This is a genomic window from Mesorhizobium delmotii (genome assembly GCF_900149755.1).
Taxonomy (GTDB): domain Bacteria; phylum Pseudomonadota; class Alphaproteobacteria; order Rhizobiales; family Rhizobiaceae; genus Mesorhizobium; species Mesorhizobium delmotii.
In genome coordinates this window covers 264,426-279,997 of record NZ_FUIG01000026.1, presented here as the reverse complement: position 1 = coordinate 279,997, position 15,572 = coordinate 264,426, and the positions used below count along the sequence as shown (strand labels likewise).

Here is a 15,572-nt window from a genome sequence, read left to right as displayed (position 1 = left end):
TGCGCCACTCAATCCGAAACCGGCGTGTCCTCGTCGACGTTGACGCGGAAATTGCCGTCGAGGATTTCTGCCTTTTTCTTCTCGACCAGCTCCTTGACGTCGGCGGGCAGCGTCTTGTCGAATTTGTGATACGGCGCCAGAAAGGAACCGCCCTTGGCCATGCGCGAGAAATCGCCATAGTCCTGCGCGGTGAAGACGCCGGCCTTGACCAGCTTGATCGCGTGCTCGACCGTCGGATACATGTCCCAGACCGGGCCGGTGATCACCGTGTCCGGGCCGAGGCTCGACTGGTCGGACATGTTGGAGATGGCGAGGATCTTCCTCTCGACCGCCGCTTCGATGACGCCGAAACGTTCGGCGTAGATCACGTCGACGCCGGCGTCGATCTGGGCGATAGCCGCTTCCTTCGCCTTTGGCGGGTCGAAGAAGGAGCCGATGAAAGCGACCTTCCTCTTGATATCAGGATTGACCTCCCGGGCGCCGGCAAAGAAGGCATTGACCAGCCGATTCACTTCCGGAATGCCCATCGCCGCGACGGCGCCGATCGTGCCTGATTTCGACATCTTTCCGGCGATCAGCCCGGAGAGATAGGCCGGCTCGTGGATCCAGTTATCGAAGACTGCGAAATTCGGCTCGGCCGGCCCGGCGCCGGAGCCGAACAGGAAGGCGACCTTCGGAAACTGCTTGGCCGTGCGGCGGGATTCGCGCTCGGCCGCGAAAGCATCGCCCAACACCAGCTCATAGCCGCCCTGCGCATATTCGCGCATGACACGGCTGAAATCGGCCGTCTGCACTTTCTCCGACCATTTGTATTCGATGCCGAGTTCCTTCTCGGCCCTCTGCAGAGCGACATGGATCTGGTGGACCCATGGCTCCTCGGTCGGCGTGGCGAAGATCGCCGCCACCTTCAGCTTCTTGTCCTGCGCCAAGGCACTGCCCGGCAGCATGGCTGCCGCCAGGCCAAGCGCGCCGAGTTCCAGCAAATTGCGTCGCGAAAGTCCTTCGCGTTTCGATTGCATTTTGCTCTTCCCATTTTCCATTGCATGCCCCTCTGATCGGCGCCGCGTCGAGCCGGCTTTGTTCTCTGGAATATCAGCCAGAGAACTATGGAACGGAGCCTCACCTTTGTCCACATAGTCAAATTTGTCGGCGGGAAGCTGCAGCCCGCCGCCCTCCGTCGCAAAACCACGGCGGCAGTGGATCGCTTGCGATCAATGCTTGATGCGATCGCGCATGGCGTACCAGAGCATGCCGAGCACATAGAGCGGGCCGCGCAGCGCAGTGCCGCCGGGAAACGGCATTGGCCTCAGCGTCGAAAACAGATCGAGCCGCGAAGCATCGCCGGTGATCGCCTCGGCAAGCAGCTTTCCCGACAGCGTCGACAGGATCACGCCCTTGCCGGAATAGCCATGCGCAAAATAGACCTCGCCATAGTGGCCGACATCCGGCAGGCGCGATGTCGTCACCGAGACCAGCCCGCCCCAGGCATGATCGATGCGGCGGCCGCGCAATTGCGGAAAGGTCTTTTCCATATGCGGCCGCACGAAGCCGGCAATGTCTGCGGGCGGCGACGGCGTGTAGCGCTCGCCACCGCCGAACAGCAGGCGGCCGTCCGCCGACAGCCGGTAGTAGTTGACGACGAAGCGTGTGTCGGAGACGGCGACATTGCTTGGAATGACGTCGCTGGTGTCATCCAGCGGCTCGGTCGCGACGATGTAGTTGCCGACCGGCATGATGCGGCTGTTGACGCGCGGCTCGAGCCCCTGGAGCAGCGCATCGCCGGCCAGCACGACATGCCTGGCCCGGACCGAGCCCTTGGCCGTCGAAACCCGGATGGAGAGCTCCCGCTCCAGCCGCAGCGCCACCGAATTTTCGTGGATGGTGACGCCCGCCGCTGCTGCCGCGCGGGCAAGACCCAGCGTATAGTTCAGCGGATGCATGTGGCCGCCGAGCTTCTCGTACATCGCGCCGTGATAGGGCGTGTTCACCATTGCGCGCGCCTGCTCCGCCGACAGCATCTCGACGTCATGAAAGTTCATCACGGTGGCAAGGCACTCGACCTCTTCTTCGAGATCGCGCAGGTCGGAGCCGTTGACCGCACCGGCCAGATGGCCGGTCAGCCTGAGGTCGCAATCGAAGGCGTGACGCTTGATCAGGTCGAGCACCAGTCCGCGCGCCTCGAAGGCGAGATCGAACAGCGCCCGCGCCCGTTCGGGCCCATAAAGCTTGACCAGACCCTTGGCGCCCTTGCGCAGGCCAGGGATGATCTGGCCGCCATTGCGCCCCGACGCCCCCCAGCCGATCTTGCCGCCTTCCAGGAGCACGACCTTCAGCCCGCGCTCGGCCGCATGAAGGGCTGCGGACAGGCCGGTACAGCCGCCGCCGACCACCACCAGATCGGCGTCGACGTCGCCTTGCAACGCCGGATGATCCGGAGCCGGACTGGCCGTCGCGACATAATAGGATTTGCCGATATCCAGGCCGGAGTTGAAGCCCCCAGAATTAAAGCCCATCATCATACCTTGAGCAGCAGATGATCGCGTTCCCAGCTGGTGACGACGCTCTGGAACAGGTCGAGCTCGACGCTCTTGACGCGCAGATAGGTCTGGAAGAAATCCTCGCCGAGCAACTCCCGAACCGGACTGCACGCAGCGAAACGGTCGAGCGCCTCCTCCATGGTTTTCGGCAGCGTGCTCTTGCTGCGATAGGCATTGCCCGATGCCTCGGGCGAACGCGAGAGCTTTTCCTCGACGCCGAGATAGCCACAGAGCAGAGAGCCGGCCATCGCCAGATAGGGGTTGGCATCGGCGCCGGGCAGCCGGTTTTCCACCCGCCGCGCGGCCCGCCCGCCGGCCGGCACGCGCAGGCCGCAGGAGCGATTGTCATGCGACCACTCGATGTTGGCGGGGGCGCTGTGGTTCGGCCGGATGCGGCGGAACGAATTCACGTTCGGCGCAAGCAGCGGCATCACCTCGGGAATGTATTTCTGCAGGCCGCCAATGAAATGCCCGAACATCTCGGTGTCGGCATCGTCACGCCCGGCAAACAGCGTATTCCCGGCCTCGTCGATGACCGACATGTGGAGATGCATGGAGCTGCCGGCTTGCGCGGCGATCGGCTTGGCCATGAAGGTCGCATGCATGCCACCTTCCTGCGCGGCCTGGCGCGTCAACCGCTTGAACAGCAGCACCTTGTCGGCCAGCGGCAGCGCGTCGCCATGCAGGAAATTGATCTCCAGCTGCGCCGTGCCCGATTCGTGGATCAGCGTGTCGAGCGGCAGCCCGGCCGCGGCGGCATAGCCGTAGAGGCGCCGGATCACCGGCTCGAATTCCTCCAGCGCCGCCATGTCATAGGGATGCTGTACGGTTTCGGAGCGGCCATTGCGCCCGACCGGCGCGCTCAACGGCCGATCGGGATCGGGATTGGGCGCGGTCAGGTAGAATTCGAGCTCCGGTGCCACCACCGCCCGCCAGCCGCGCTGGCGATAGAGATCGAGCACGGCCCTCAAGACATGACGTGGCGAGGCCATCCACGGCCGATCGTCCATGTGAAACGCATCGGCAAAGACATAGGCCTTGCCTGCTCCGGCGCCAGGCGCAAGGCAGAGCGTCGCAACATCCGGCACCATCCGCATGTCGGGGTCCTGATAGCCAAAACCCTCGTCGTTGGAACCGGAATAGCGGCCGTCGATGCAGACCAGGAAGGCGCTGCTCGGCAGGTAGAGCGCGCGATCTTCGAGCGACTTCAGGAACTTGGCGGTCGGCAAGGCCTTGCCACGCAACACGCCATTCACATCCGGCACCAGGCACTCGACTTCCCTGATCCCCTGCTGCTCCAGCCATCCCTTCGGATCCTCCGTTGGGGTCATTTGCGGTGCATCCGTTGTCGTGGTGTTGAGCATCAGGTCACGTCCTTACGAGGGCGAGAATGGATTCGGCGGCGATTTCGGTTCCCGGCACCCGTGCCATGGTGGCCGCATTCTCCCTGAGGCGAAAGCGCATTTCGCCGTCGGCCATTAGGCCAAGGATGGCGTTTTCCAGTTCGTCGTCGCTCCAGCCGTCGCGGCTGATGTGGCGGCCGACGCCGGTTTCCTCGGCGCGTCGCGCATTGTCGTGCCCGTCCCAGCAATAGGGCATGATCAGCGACGGCACGCCGAAACGCAGCGCTTCGCAAAAGCTGTTGTTGCCGCCGTGATGGATGAAGAGATCGGATTTCGCGACGACCGACGGCTGCGGAAACCAGGCATCGAGATAGACATTGTCCGGAACCGCGCGGTAGGTGTCACGCAGACCGCCGGCATTGACGATGAAGCGGGCCGGAAGCCGGTCGAACAAGGTGAGCATGCGCTCGATCAGGCCGACATCCATGGCGCCCAGGCTGCCGAAGCTGAGATAGACCAGCGGCCCCTTATTGCGCGGAAACACCGGCACGTCGAACGGCCCTTCCGAGCGGACACAGCCTTCGAGATAGACGAAGCGGGCCGGGTCGAGCGGCTCGGCGCGCTGCCTGCGCACCATCGTTGGAGTCAGCAGCAAATTGAGGGCCGGCGAAGCTTCTAGAAAAAGACCCTTCGGCAAGGGCGCAAGTCCGGCGTCGGTCCGAAGCCGGTTGAACCGGTCATGGGCCGGGGCGACCGCTGCCAGGTAACGCGACTCGAAGGCAGCACGGCTCGGGTCGTCGGCGGCGAGCCCGGACAGATAGGGCGGTACATCGGCGTCGGGCAGCTCGGTCTCGGCGCAGGAGACGACGCGCACCCAGGGGCAGCCGGCGGCAGCCAGCGCCGGAAACATGATGACATTGTCGAGCACCACGGCGTCCGGCTTCAGCCGCGCCAGCAATTGGCGCAGCGGCGCCTCGGCATTGACCGCGGTATCGACGATCGCTTCCCAGGTCGGCGCGACATAGGTTTCGAGCTGGTCGATCGGGCTCAGCCTGAAATGCGGCAGATGCCGGCGCACGAAAGCCTGCCAGTAGCTCTGGCGTTCGCTGTCGGTCAGAGGATCGTCGGTCGGCAACTGGTATTCCTGAAAACCATAGTCGGCAAACACGCCGGAAAAGCCGGCGTGGCAGATGAACACCGGCCGGGCGCCACGGGCGCGCAAGGCCTGTGCGATGCCGACGCAATTGAGCGCGGCGCCGAAGCTCGCTTCGGGAAACAGCGCGATGGTCGGGCTGGCTTTACGCATGTTCCTCGTTATTCCGGCCGGCTGATCATGCCGAACAATGCGGGGGCCCCGCGACTGGCCGCCTGCGGCCGCTGGCTGCGGGACAACCGCAGGTGGACGCGAAGCAGATCGGCTGCAACCTCATACTGCCGGCTTTCCAATTGGTCGAGTATGATCAGGTGCTCGCGCAGCGATTGCTTCAACCGGAAGACGTTGACGCCGGCATAAGTCCCCGGCAGCCGGCGCAGCCTGAGATGATCGGACAGCGCGTCGGTGACGAACCGATTGGCGGCGCCGTCGGCGATTAGGCCGTGAAAGTCGATGTCCAGCCGCTGGAACTCTTTGATATCGAACGCGGCGTCGGGCAGCGCCAGCAGTGTTTCCATGCCATGGCGCAAGGCTGCCGCGCGGGTCCCGTCCAGCCGAAAGCCAGGCGCCAGAATGGCGGCGGGTTCGAGCAGCAGGCGGAACTCGTAGCTTTCCCCTTGTGCCTCCGGATCGTCAGGCGCCCGCCTGAACAGCCAGGCCTGTCCCGGTGCCCGGTCCAGAAGATTTTCATCTGTCAGTTTCTTTAGCGCTTTTAGTACCGTATTCCGCTCGGCATCATACCGCCGCATCAGCGCGCCGATAGTCACCGTCTGATCCAGTCGGCGCGCCGACCGGTCACGCAGGATCATCTCCGCGAGTTCGTCTTCTTCGGCGCTCGGCAGGTCGGCGGCAACGGTCGCCTGGTTGGTGAGGTCGACGGCCAGCCGATAGCCGGATTCAGCTTCCCAGCGCACCACGCCTTTTTCGGTGAGCAGGCGCAATGCGGCCCGCACCGGGGTCCGCGAGACGTTGCAGAGAGAAGCGATCTGCTGTTCCGGGAGATGAGCGCCGGCCTCGAAGCCGCGTTGCCGGGCCACATCGAGAATGCGCTGAGCGAGATCGAGATGGTTGGTACGTGGTCGTCTGGCAACGGCTTGCATGGTGATTCTCATGAACGGGCATGACCGCTGCGGTTTGACCGATCGCCCTTGTAGACACAATCGGCGATTTCGCAGCGATCTGGCAGATTATGGATTGACGTACTTTTTTCTGCAATAGTACTGTGACGTCAATCGGCAACAAAAAAAGACCGGGGAACAGGATCGAAGCGGCGGCATGATCGCAAGCGCTGGTCCGACGATTGATTGAATTCGACGATCAACCAGAATGGGAGTCTGTCATGACCGCCACCACCCTGCGGCACCGTTCGTTAAAAACATCCTCGATCGCGCTTGGCCTCGCCATGGCGCTGTCGGCGCCAGCGGCCGCCGCCGACCTCGTCATTTCCAACTGGGACGGCTACATGGCGCCGGATGCCATGGCCGCCTTCAAGGCGGCGACCGGCGTTTCCGGCGAGGTCGTCGTTCACGCCACCAATGAGGAGATCATGGGCAAGCTCGTCGCGTCGGGCGGCAAGGGCTATGACGTGGTTTTCGTCTCCTCGCCCTTCGCCGAAGTGCTGAACAAGCTCGGCCTGATTGAGACGATCGACCACGCCAAGGTCCCCAACCTCGCCAATCTCTATCCCGAGGCGGCGAAGCTGCCGCACGACGTCGGCAACAATTTTTCCGTGCCTTACACCTGGGGCACCACCGGCCTCTGCTACCGCTCGGATCTGGTCAAGACTGAGCCGGCCAGCTGGAACGATCTTCTCGCCCCGTCCGATGCGCTCAAGGGCAAGACCACCATGCTGGCAACCGACCGCTGGCTACTTGCCGCCGGCCAGCTCGCCAAGGGCTATTCGGTCAACGAGACCGATCCGACCAAGCTCGCCGAGGTCAAGGACCTGCTGATCTCGGCCAAGAAGACCTTGCTCGCCTATGACGACACCACCTTCTATTCGAAGCTGGTCTCGGGCGAGGCGCTGATGGTGCAGGCATGGGATGGCTGGTGCAATTACGGCATCGCCGAAAATCCTGAGATTAAATACACCATACCCAAGGAAGGCTCGGACCTGTGGGTCGACACGATGGTGGTGATGAAGGCGTCGGCCAACAAGGACGCCGCCTTCCAGTTCATCAACTTCATGCTGGACGCCAAGAACCACGCCTGGGCAGCCCAGAACATCGACTACAAAGTGCCGAACAAGCCGGCTATGGAAAGCCTGCCGGCCGATTTCCTCGCCAAATTCCCCAATATGGCCATGCCGGTGGCCGAGCTGGTCAAGTTCGAGCAGTTGCGTGATGTCGGCGACGCCCAGCGCGACTATTCGAAGATCGTCAGCGAGATCAAGGCCGCGCAATAGCTTCGGCATCTGGAATCAGGCTTGCGTTCCTTCACGCCCCCCTCTGGCCTGCCGGCCATCTCCCCCTCAAGAGGGGAGATCGGCTGGATTGTGGCCTGTCGCCAATCGCGGGCGCAGCACCGCCTCATCCGGCCGCGGAGCCTGTCCTCGGGCTTTGCCGGAGGCAAGACCCGTGGGTGGCCACCTTCTCCCTGCTGGAGAGAAGAGGCAGGCGCCAGCGCCGACGACCTCCTCTCCCCTCCGGGAGAGGTCGGATTGCCCCGAATGGCCCTTCGCAATTCGGTTGGAAATCCGGGTGACGGGGCGCCTGTCCAAACACAAATTCGATGCCTTTGAGATGGCCGGCAGGCCAGAGGGGGTACTCCTCAATGAGATCTTTCGTCCCCTCTCGCTCCTCTTTGCTGATGGCGCCGGCGCTGGCCTGGCTCACCGCCTTGATGGTGGTGCCATGCGCGTTGGTGCTGGCGCTCGCCTTCTTCCGGCGCGGCATCTATGGTGGCATCGAATACACCTTCACGCTGGAGAATTTCGGGCTGGTCTTCGACCCGCTCTATGCCGGCATCTTCCTCAATTCGGCGCGCATCGCCGGCACGGCAACCCTGATCGCCGTGGTGATCGGCTATGCCGCCGCCTATGCGATCGCTGCGGCACCGCGCCGGCTGCAGCCGGTATTCCTGTTCTTCGCCGTATTGCCGTTCTGGTCCAACTACCTGATCCGCACCTATGCCTGGATCGTGCTGCTCAACCGTGAAGGCCTGATCACCCAACTCTTGCGCTGGTTCGGCTACACCGGCGAGCCGCCGTCGATGCTTTACACCGAAGGCGCCGTCATCGCCGGGCTGGTCTACAATTATCTGCCCTTCGTCATCCTGGCCTGCTACGCGCCGCTGTCGCGGCTCAATCCGGAGCTCGCCGAGGCATCGCGCGATCTTGGCGCTTCGGCCACGACCACATTTCGCCGGGTCATCCTGCCGCTGACGGTGCCGGGTATCGCCGCCGGGGCGGTCTTCGTCTTCGTGCTGTCGATCGGCAATTTCGTAACGCCCGCACTGCTCGGCGGCGGCCGTTTCCAGATGATCGGCAATCTCGTCTACGACCAGTTCCTAACCGCCAATGACTGGCCGTTCGGCGCAGCACTGGCGATGGCGCTGATCGCCATCATGCTGCTGGTGCTGACGGCGCAGGCCTTGGCAGCCGATCGCGCCGCCGGCCGTATCGCCGAAGCGAAAGGAGGCGCCGATGGCTGAGCGCTCCCCCGCCACACGGCGCACCCTCTGGCTCATGCTTTCGCTGGTCTTCGCCTTCCTCTACATTCCGATCGCCGTGCTGGTGGCGCTGTCTTTCAATCAAGGCGGGCTGCCGACCGTCTGGTCGGGCTTTTCGCTGAAATGGTATGCCTCGCTCGCCGGAAACTCCGCGATCCTTTCCGCCGCCCTCAATACGCTGATCGTGGCACTGGTCTCGACCGCCATCGCCACGCTGCTCGGCACGCTGCTGGCGATCGGCGTCGAAATACGCCGGCAATATGGAAGCGGCCTCGAGGCGCTGATCTTTGCGCCGATGATCATTCCTGACATCGTGCTGGCGATCGCGCTGCTCAGCTTCTTCTCTTTGCTCGATTTCACCCTGGGCCTGCACACCATCATCCTCGCCCATGTCGTCTTCAACCTCGCCTTCGTCTGTTCGGTGGTACGCGCGCGGCTGAAGAGCTTCGACTGGTCGATCGTCGAGGCCTCCGCCGATCTCGGCGCTTCCGCAATCACCACCTTCAGGCGGGTGACATTGCCGGTCATCCTGCCGGCGGTCGTCGCCGGTGCGCTGCTCGCCTTCACGCTTTCGGTCGACGAGTTCATCATCGCCTTCTTCACATCAGGCGCCGGCCGTGCCTCGACCACGCTGCCGATGCAGATCTATTCGATGATCCGCTTCGGCATCACCCCGGAGATAAACGCATTGGCGACCATCGTCATGGCGGTCTCAATCACCGCGCTGACCCTGTCGCAGCGGCTCAACCGCGGGGTGATCGGCCAATGAGCGCACCCCGCACGCTGCTGGCAATCGACAAGGTGTCGAAGAATTTCGGCCGGGTCACGGCCGTGGACGGCATCTCGCTCGATATCCGCGAGAACGAGTTCTTCGCCTTGCTTGGACCTTCGGGCTGCGGCAAGACCACGCTGCTGCGCATGCTGGCCGGCTTCGAGACGCCCAATCACGGGCGCATCCTGCTCGACGGCCGCGACATCGCCAAAACCCCGCCCAACAAGCGGCCGGTCAATCTGATGTTCCAGTCCTATGCGCTGTTTCCGCATATGAGCGTCAGGGCCAATGTCTCCTACGGCCTCGAAATGGAACGTTTGCCGGCAAATGAAATTCGCTCCCGCGTCGACGCCATCCTGGCGACGACCGAGCTCATTCCTTTCGCCGACCGCAAGCCGGAGCAATTGTCGGGCGGCCAGAAACAGCGCGTCGCGCTTGCCCGGGCGTTGGTCAAGCGGCCGCGGCTGCTGCTGCTCGACGAGCCGCTCGGCGCGCTCGACAAGAAGTTGCGCGGCGCCATGCAGCTGGAGCTGAAGCGCCTGCAGCACGAGGTCGGCATCACCTTCGTCATCGTCACCCATGATCAGGAGGAATCGCTTGTCATGGCCGACCGCATGGCGGTGCTCAGGGACGGCAAGCTGCTGCAATGCGACACACCGCACGCTGTCTACGAGCGTCCGGCCGACCGTTTCGTCGCCGACTTCATCGGCGTCATGAATTTCGTGCCGGGCAAGGCCACCGCCGACGGGGTGATAGCAGCGGACGGCACACGGATCGCCGGCACGGTTCCCGCAATACTTTCACCCGGCGCTGCGGCGGTCGCTTCGGTGCGGCCCGAACGCATCCGGCTTTTCCCGTCGCCAGAGACAGCCAACCGGATCGCCGGCACCGTCGAGGCGCTCGCCTATCACGGGCTCGACCTGCAGCTGCATGTCCGCACCGCTCTGTCGCCAAAGCTATTCCTGGTGCGCGTCACCGCCGACGCCGCCGACCGGCGCCCGGTCTCGTCAGGCGATGCGGTCGAACTCGGCTGGGATGCCGCCGACGTCAGAATTTTCGCAGATTGATCGAAGGAGAACTTTCATGGCGCAGAAGACGATCGCGTTTTTTCCGGAAGCGGCCTACGGCCCGGCGCTCAATTCCGTCGGCATCGCCCAGGCGGTCGAGGCGCGCGGCCACAGAGCGGTATTCCTGTCGGACCCTGGCTTCGTCGACGTCTACAAGGGCTACGGCTTCGAGGCTCATCCGGTGAACCTGTCCGAGCCGATGCCGCCCGAGCAGATGGCCAAGTTCTGGGAAGACTTCATCAACGGCCATATCCCGAACTTCCGCAAGTCGCCCTACGACCAGATCGACAACTACGTGAAGGACTGTTGGACGGCGATCGTCGACAGCGCCAAATGGGCTGAGAAGGATCTGCCTGGCGTGCTTGCGACGATCAAGCCCGATGTCATCTGCGTCGACAATGTCATCCTGTTTCCGGCGATCAAGCAGTACGGCAAGCCGTGGGTGCGCGTCATCTCCTGCTCGGAAAACGAGATCGAGGACGAGGATATCCCGCCGCATCTGTCCGGCTGCGGCGAGAACGACCACGCCTGTCATGAGCGCTACCGCAACCATTTCAACGCCGTCATCAAGCCGATCCATGACGACTTCAATGCATTTTTGAAAGCGAGCAACGAAGCGCCTTATCCGATCGGCCAGTTCTTCGAGGCCTCGCCCTACCTCAACCTGCTGCTCTATCCCGAGGCGGCAAAGTTCAAGCGCCGCCGTCCGCTCGACCCGGCAAAGTTCCAGTATCTGGAAGGCTGCGTGCGGCAGGAGAAGCCCTACACCGTGCCGACCTTCGCGAAAAACAATGACGGGCCGCTGCTCTATGTTTCCTTCGGCAGCCTTGGCGCCGGCGATGTCGACCTGCTGAAGCGCATCATCGCGACGCTGGGCAAGACGCGCTACCGGGCGCTGGTCAATGTCGGCGGCTACAAGGACCAGTACGCGCAAGTGCCCGAAAACGTCATCGTCGAGAGCTGGTTCCCGCAACCCTCGGTCATCCCGCAGATCGACGCTGTAATCCACCATGGCGGCAACAATTCGTTCACCGAGTGTCTCTACTTCGGCAAGCCGGCGATCATCATGCCCTATGTCTGGGATGGCCACGACAACGCAACGCGGGTCGAGGAAACCGGCCACGGCTTCGGCATGCCGCGCTACGACTGGACCGACGCCGAGCTGATCGCCAGGATCGAAATCTGCCTGACCGACCCGGCAATCAAGGCCAAGCTGGCGAAGACGTCGGCGCAGATGCGGGCGCAGAACGGCCCGGAGAAGGCAGCGGGGCTGCTGGAGAAGCTGTTGTGAGCGGGCTGATGGGTATGGCGTTCCTTCGCGCCCCCCTCTGTCCTGCCCTCTTTGCTAAAACTTGGCATCTCCCCCACTTGGGGGGAGATTGGCCGGCATCACTGATTTCGCCAATCACAAAGGTCGCAAGAAGAGTGCCGTCGCCGGAGCTGCCAATCTCCCCCCTCGTGGGGGAGATGGCCGGCAGGCCAGAGGGGGGCGCCGTAGGGCGAAGGCCTCTCGAAAATGAGCGCCGCGCTGGCGGAGCACCCGCATGACCTCCTCTGTGCCACATCTCCACCAAGCCTCGACCGGCACCGACCTCGTCGACTGGGGCGCACAGCCGGATGCGCTGGAAGGCGCTTCGCACTCCACCGGCAGGCTCGTCCACAAGGGGCCGAACAACCAGCCGGAATCCGGCATTTGGGTCTGCACGCCCGGCCGCTGGCGGCTGGCGATCCCGCGCGACGAATTGTGCCATTTCGTTGCCGGCCGCGCGACCTACCGATCGGACGACGGCGAGGTGATAGACGTCTCCGCCGCCACGGTGGTCATGTTCCCGGCCGGCTGGGCGGGCGAATGCACCGTCCACGAGACCATCCGCAACATTTACATGCTGGCCTGAAGCCAGCCACTGGAGCTTTACGACATGCCGACACCGATCATGAAATCGCCGCTCGCCCTCACCGACCTCGTCGACTGGGGCGTCATCCCAACCATGATCGAGGGCGAATCCCGCACCTCCGGCAAGCTGCTGCACAAGGGACCGGAGGGCCGCTCCGAATGCGGGCTGTGGGTCTGCACCCCGGGCAAATGGCACTGCCACGTCACCCGCGACGAGTTCTGCCATTTCCTCGAAGGCCGCTGCACCTATGTCCACGAATCCGGCGAGGTAATCGAGATCGAACCGGACACAGCGGCGTTCTTTCCGCAGGACTGGAAAGGCGTCTGCACCGTCCACGAGACGATCAAGAAGGTCTACATGATCCGCTGAGCCTTCTCGACAATTCTACCCTGCCGGACACCTGACGCGGTTTTCTCCGCTTCCGATGCTCACGGACCCAAATGTCCGCCCGCTTCAGTTCTCGAAAACCACGCCATCTGTCTCGGCAGGGCGAATTCTCAAAAAGGCTCCGTGCACACGGGAGGACAGAATGGATTTTTCACCTGACCGGCCGACCTTCTTCGTCAATCCGGATTATCGGCCGATGACCGGTGCGGCAAAACCGGTGATCGATCCGGCGACGCTGGAAACCGTCGGCGCGATTACCGCAGCCAGCGATGGCGAGGTCGACGCCGTGCTGACCGCGGCGACCAAGGCGCAGGCGGCGTGGAAAAAACTCGACGCCAAGAGCCGCGCCAGGCATCTGCACGCACTCGCCAACGCCATCGAGGCGGCCGACTTCACGCGCTGCGCCGAACTGATGGTGCGCGAGATGGGCAAGCCGTATCCGGAAGCAATCGGCGAGATCGCCAACTGCGCGCCGATCTTCCGCTACTGCGCCGAAATGGCGCGTGACGACGCCGGCAAGATTGCCGGCACGACGCAGACCGGTTCGTTCCAATATGCGCGCTACGAGCCTTACGGCACGTCGGTGCACATCATGCCCTACAATTTCCCGATCCTGTTGATGTGCTGGACCGTCGCCGCCTCGCTCGCCGCCGGCAACGCCTGCGTGATCAAGCCGGCCGAGGCGACGACCTTGTCGACGCTGGATTACATGACGGTGTTCCGCTCTCTGCCTGAAGGCCTGGTTTCCTGCCTGCCGGGTGGTGCGGCTACCGCGCAGGCGCTGATCGCTTCGGACCGCACGCATGCGGTCGCCTTCACCGGCTCGGTTGCCGCCGGCAAGGCTGTAGCCGTCGCTTGCGCCGAACGCATGAAGCCTTGCGTTATCGAGGCCGGCGGCAGCGATCCGCTGATAATCAGCCAGCACGCCCCGCTGGAGGTGGCGGCGGCCGGCAGCGTCACCGCCGCTTTCCATCTTACGGGCCAGGTCTGCACCTCGGCCGAACGGTTCTTTGTCGTCGATGCCGTTCACGACCGTTTTGTCGAGCTGTTTGCCGAGAAGACACGTGCGCTGCGCATCGGCAACGGGCTGGACAATACCGAGATCGGACCGCTGGTCAGCGACGCGGCGCGGGCGAAAGTCATGCGGCTGGTCGATGATGCGATCCGCAGCGGCGCCAAGGCGGTCACCGGCGGGCGCATTCCACCGGCGCATAATGTCGGCTGGTTCTACGAGCCGACGATCCTGGCCGGCGTCACGCCTGATATGGCGATCGTGCGCGAAGAGTGTTTCGGGCCGGTCGCCGCGATCTGCCGGGTCAAGGATTTCGATGAGGCGATAGCGCTTGCCAATGATAGCCCGTTCGGGCTCGGCGCCTCGGTCTTCACCACCGATCTCGCCGAAGCGCATGAGGCTGCGGAGCGGCTCGAGGCCGGCATGGTCTGGATCAACAATCCGCTGATCGACAATGACGCGCTGCCGTTCGGTGGCTGGAAGGCGTCGGGCCTCGGCCGCGAGCTTGGGCGCCAAGGGCTGGATGCCTTCCGCCGCTCGAAGATGGTGATCATCGACCACAAGCCAGCGATCCAGGGCTGGTGGTATCCTTATCCCGACAGCTGGTTCCGTGAGGCCGGCGGCCGCAAGCACGTGTGAGGTGACACGGAAGGAGCGTGGTCAGCGCCGCCCTTCATTGATCGTCGGATAGAGCGTGATCTGATCTCGTGGTCGCCGATCGCGCGGCGCGATGCCCTTCTCTGCGGCCTTGTCAAGGATCAGCGCTCCGACATCGGGGGTGACGCCACTTCAGCGCAACGCCTTCTGGCCGCCCGCGGCGGTGATGACGCCGACGATGATCAGTCCGGTCAGCAGCAGCCGGACGCCGGCGCTGACGCCGAACGTGTTGAGCATGGTCAGGAGCAGCACCAGGAACAGGGCGGCGCCCCAGACGCCCGGCACGTTGGCCTTGCCGCCGGCCACCGACGTGCCGCCAATAACGACGACGGCGATCGAGGCCAGCAGGTACTCATTGCCGATATCGACATTGGCGCCGCGGAAATAGCCGGCGAGCAGCGCCCCGTCGAGGCCGCCGAGCGCGCCCGACAGCGTGTAGGTAAGAAAGCGGATGCGGCCGACATTGACGCCGGCCAGCCACGCCGCGCGGATGTTCTGGCCGATCGCCAGCACCGAACGGCCATAGATCATGCGCTGCAGCGCGATCGCAGCGCCGATGGTGAACAGAACGGTGAGGATCGCCAGTACCGGAATGCCCAGAATCTGCCGGTTGGTGAAATCGGCGAAGCCTGGCGGCGGCTTGATCTGCAAGCCGCGTCCGTAGCTGATGTCGATCGACTGGATGATGAAGCTGGCCGACAGAGTGGCGATGATCGGCGGAATGCGCAGCGCCCAGATCAAGAGAAAATTGGCGGCGCCGATCGCCATGCCGCAGGCCAGCGCCGCCAGCAGCCCGACGGCGATCATCGAATCATTGCCGTCCATCACCTTCATGGCGACGGCGCTGGCGAGGCCGATATTGGCCGGCAGCGACAGGTCGACATTGCCCGGCCCGAGCGTGATCACGAACATCTGGCCGACACCGACGATGACAGTGAAGACGGCGAGCGAAAGTGCTGCCGTGATCATGCCGCCGCCGCCATATCCGCCGGTGAAGGTGACCGTCGCCAGCCACACCAGCAGCGCGCCGATGAAGGACCAGATCCAGGGTTTGGCGAGCAGCAATCGCAACGACGCCAT

At 63.8% G+C, this 15,572-nt stretch carries 14 protein-coding genes; 8 read left to right on the top strand and 6 right to left on the bottom strand.

Annotation, left to right across the window (positions count from 1 at the left end):
- Positions 1–8: 8 nt before the first annotated feature.
- The 5 genes from BQ8482_RS18060 to BQ8482_RS18040 form a co-directional block, all read right to left on the bottom strand.
- Positions 9–1,040 carry a BMP family protein gene (locus tag BQ8482_RS18060; protein WP_123148865.1) on the bottom strand — a complete coding sequence of 344 codons (1,032 nt, stop codon included), beginning with the start codon at positions 1,038–1,040 and terminating at the stop codon, positions 9–11.
- A gap of 171 nt (positions 1,041–1,211) precedes the next feature.
- Positions 1,212–2,516: an NAD(P)/FAD-dependent oxidoreductase gene (locus BQ8482_RS18055; RefSeq protein ID WP_165848615.1), complete on the bottom strand. Its 1,305-nt coding sequence runs from the start codon at positions 2,514–2,516 to the stop codon at positions 1,212–1,214.
- Entirely contained in the window at positions 2,516–3,868 is a 1,353-nt protein-coding gene (locus BQ8482_RS18050) for a glutamine synthetase family protein (RefSeq protein ID WP_123148947.1), read from the bottom strand. Before BQ8482_RS18050 ends, BQ8482_RS18055 begins: the two co-directional genes overlap by 1 nt.
- Positions 3,869–3,905: 37 nt before the next feature.
- Positions 3,906–5,186 (bottom strand): glycosyltransferase, encoded by a 1,281-nt coding sequence (locus tag BQ8482_RS18045; RefSeq protein ID WP_123148863.1) that lies wholly within the window; start codon positions 5,184–5,186, stop codon positions 3,906–3,908.
- An 8-nt stretch (positions 5,187–5,194) separates the two neighbouring features.
- Complete coding sequence (locus tag BQ8482_RS18040; protein WP_123148946.1) at positions 5,195–6,133, bottom strand: GntR family transcriptional regulator; 939 nt, start codon at positions 6,131–6,133, stop codon at positions 5,195–5,197.
- A 239-nt stretch (positions 6,134–6,372) separates the two neighbouring features.
- On the opposite strand from BQ8482_RS18040, the gene BQ8482_RS18035 reads away from it, so the two are divergent.
- From BQ8482_RS18035 to BQ8482_RS17990, 8 genes are all read left to right on the top strand, one after another.
- Entirely contained in the window at positions 6,373–7,437 is a 1,065-nt protein-coding gene (locus tag BQ8482_RS18035; RefSeq protein ID WP_123148862.1) for a polyamine ABC transporter substrate-binding protein, read from the top strand.
- 404 nt (positions 7,438–7,841) lie between these two features.
- Entirely contained in the window at positions 7,842–8,684 is an 843-nt protein-coding gene (locus tag BQ8482_RS18025) for an ABC transporter permease (RefSeq protein WP_123148861.1), read from the top strand.
- Positions 8,677–9,471: an ABC transporter permease gene (locus BQ8482_RS18020; RefSeq protein WP_123148860.1), complete on the top strand. Its 795-nt coding sequence runs from the start codon at positions 8,677–8,679 to the stop codon at positions 9,469–9,471. Before BQ8482_RS18025 ends, BQ8482_RS18020 begins: the two co-directional genes overlap by 8 nt.
- Positions 9,468–10,541, top strand: coding sequence for an ABC transporter ATP-binding protein (locus tag BQ8482_RS18015; protein WP_123148859.1), 1,074 nt, complete (start codon positions 9,468–9,470; stop codon positions 10,539–10,541). The genes BQ8482_RS18020 and BQ8482_RS18015 overlap by 4 nt, the downstream gene beginning before the upstream one ends.
- Before the next feature lie 16 nt (positions 10,542–10,557).
- Positions 10,558–11,832, top strand: coding sequence for a glycosyltransferase (locus BQ8482_RS18010; protein ID WP_123148858.1), 1,275 nt, complete (start codon positions 10,558–10,560; stop codon positions 11,830–11,832).
- A 253-nt stretch (positions 11,833–12,085) separates the two neighbouring features.
- A complete protein-coding gene (locus BQ8482_RS18000; RefSeq protein WP_123148857.1) occupies positions 12,086–12,436 on the top strand; it encodes a cupin domain-containing protein in 351 nt (116 codons plus the stop codon).
- Positions 12,437–12,460: 24 nt separating this feature from the next.
- Positions 12,461–12,805, top strand: a complete 345-nt coding sequence (locus tag BQ8482_RS17995) for a cupin domain-containing protein (RefSeq protein WP_023800538.1) — start codon at positions 12,461–12,463, stop codon at positions 12,803–12,805.
- 160 nt (positions 12,806–12,965) lie between these two features.
- Positions 12,966–14,474, top strand: coding sequence for an aldehyde dehydrogenase family protein (locus BQ8482_RS17990; RefSeq protein WP_123148856.1), 1,509 nt, complete (start codon positions 12,966–12,968; stop codon positions 14,472–14,474).
- 150 nt (positions 14,475–14,624) lie between these two features.
- On the opposite strand, the gene BQ8482_RS17985 is transcribed toward BQ8482_RS17990, so the two are convergent.
- Positions 14,625–15,572, bottom strand: coding sequence for an ABC transporter permease (locus BQ8482_RS17985; protein WP_123148855.1), 948 nt, complete (start codon positions 15,570–15,572; stop codon positions 14,625–14,627).

What these genes read in the sequence shown, in the direction of transcription:
- BQ8482_RS18060 (WP_123148865.1), bottom strand. Translation starts at nt 1,040, where the DNA reads ATGGAAAATGGGAAGAGCAAAATGCAATCGAAACGCGAAGGACTTTCG.
- BQ8482_RS18010 (WP_123148858.1), top strand. Translation starts at nt 10,558, where the DNA reads ATGGCGCAGAAGACGATCGCGTTTTTTCCGGAAGCGGCCTACGGCCCG.
- BQ8482_RS17985 (WP_123148855.1), bottom strand. Translation starts at nt 15,572, where the DNA reads ATGGCGTCGTTGCGATTGCTGCTCGCCAAACCCTGGATCTGGTCCTTC.
- BQ8482_RS18040 (WP_123148946.1), bottom strand. Translation starts at nt 6,133, where the DNA reads ATGCAAGCCGTTGCCAGACGACCACGTACCAACCATCTCGATCTCGCT.
- BQ8482_RS18020 (WP_123148860.1), top strand. Translation starts at nt 8,677, where the DNA reads ATGGCTGAGCGCTCCCCCGCCACACGGCGCACCCTCTGGCTCATGCTT.
- BQ8482_RS18000 (WP_123148857.1), top strand. Translation starts at nt 12,086, where the DNA reads ATGACCTCCTCTGTGCCACATCTCCACCAAGCCTCGACCGGCACCGAC.
- BQ8482_RS18015 (WP_123148859.1), top strand. Translation starts at nt 9,468, where the DNA reads ATGAGCGCACCCCGCACGCTGCTGGCAATCGACAAGGTGTCGAAGAAT.
- BQ8482_RS17990 (WP_123148856.1), top strand. Translation starts at nt 12,966, where the DNA reads ATGGATTTTTCACCTGACCGGCCGACCTTCTTCGTCAATCCGGATTAT.
- BQ8482_RS17995 (WP_023800538.1), top strand. Translation starts at nt 12,461, where the DNA reads ATGCCGACACCGATCATGAAATCGCCGCTCGCCCTCACCGACCTCGTC.
- BQ8482_RS18035 (WP_123148862.1), top strand. Translation starts at nt 6,373, where the DNA reads ATGACCGCCACCACCCTGCGGCACCGTTCGTTAAAAACATCCTCGATC.
- BQ8482_RS18045 (WP_123148863.1), bottom strand. Translation starts at nt 5,186, where the DNA reads ATGCGTAAAGCCAGCCCGACCATCGCGCTGTTTCCCGAAGCGAGCTTC.
- BQ8482_RS18055 (WP_165848615.1), bottom strand. Translation starts at nt 2,516, where the DNA reads ATGATGGGCTTTAATTCTGGGGGCTTCAACTCCGGCCTGGATATCGGC.
- BQ8482_RS18050 (WP_123148947.1), bottom strand. Translation starts at nt 3,868, where the DNA reads ATGACCCCAACGGAGGATCCGAAGGGATGGCTGGAGCAGCAGGGGATC.
- BQ8482_RS18025 (WP_123148861.1), top strand. Translation starts at nt 7,842, where the DNA reads ATGGCGCCGGCGCTGGCCTGGCTCACCGCCTTGATGGTGGTGCCATGC.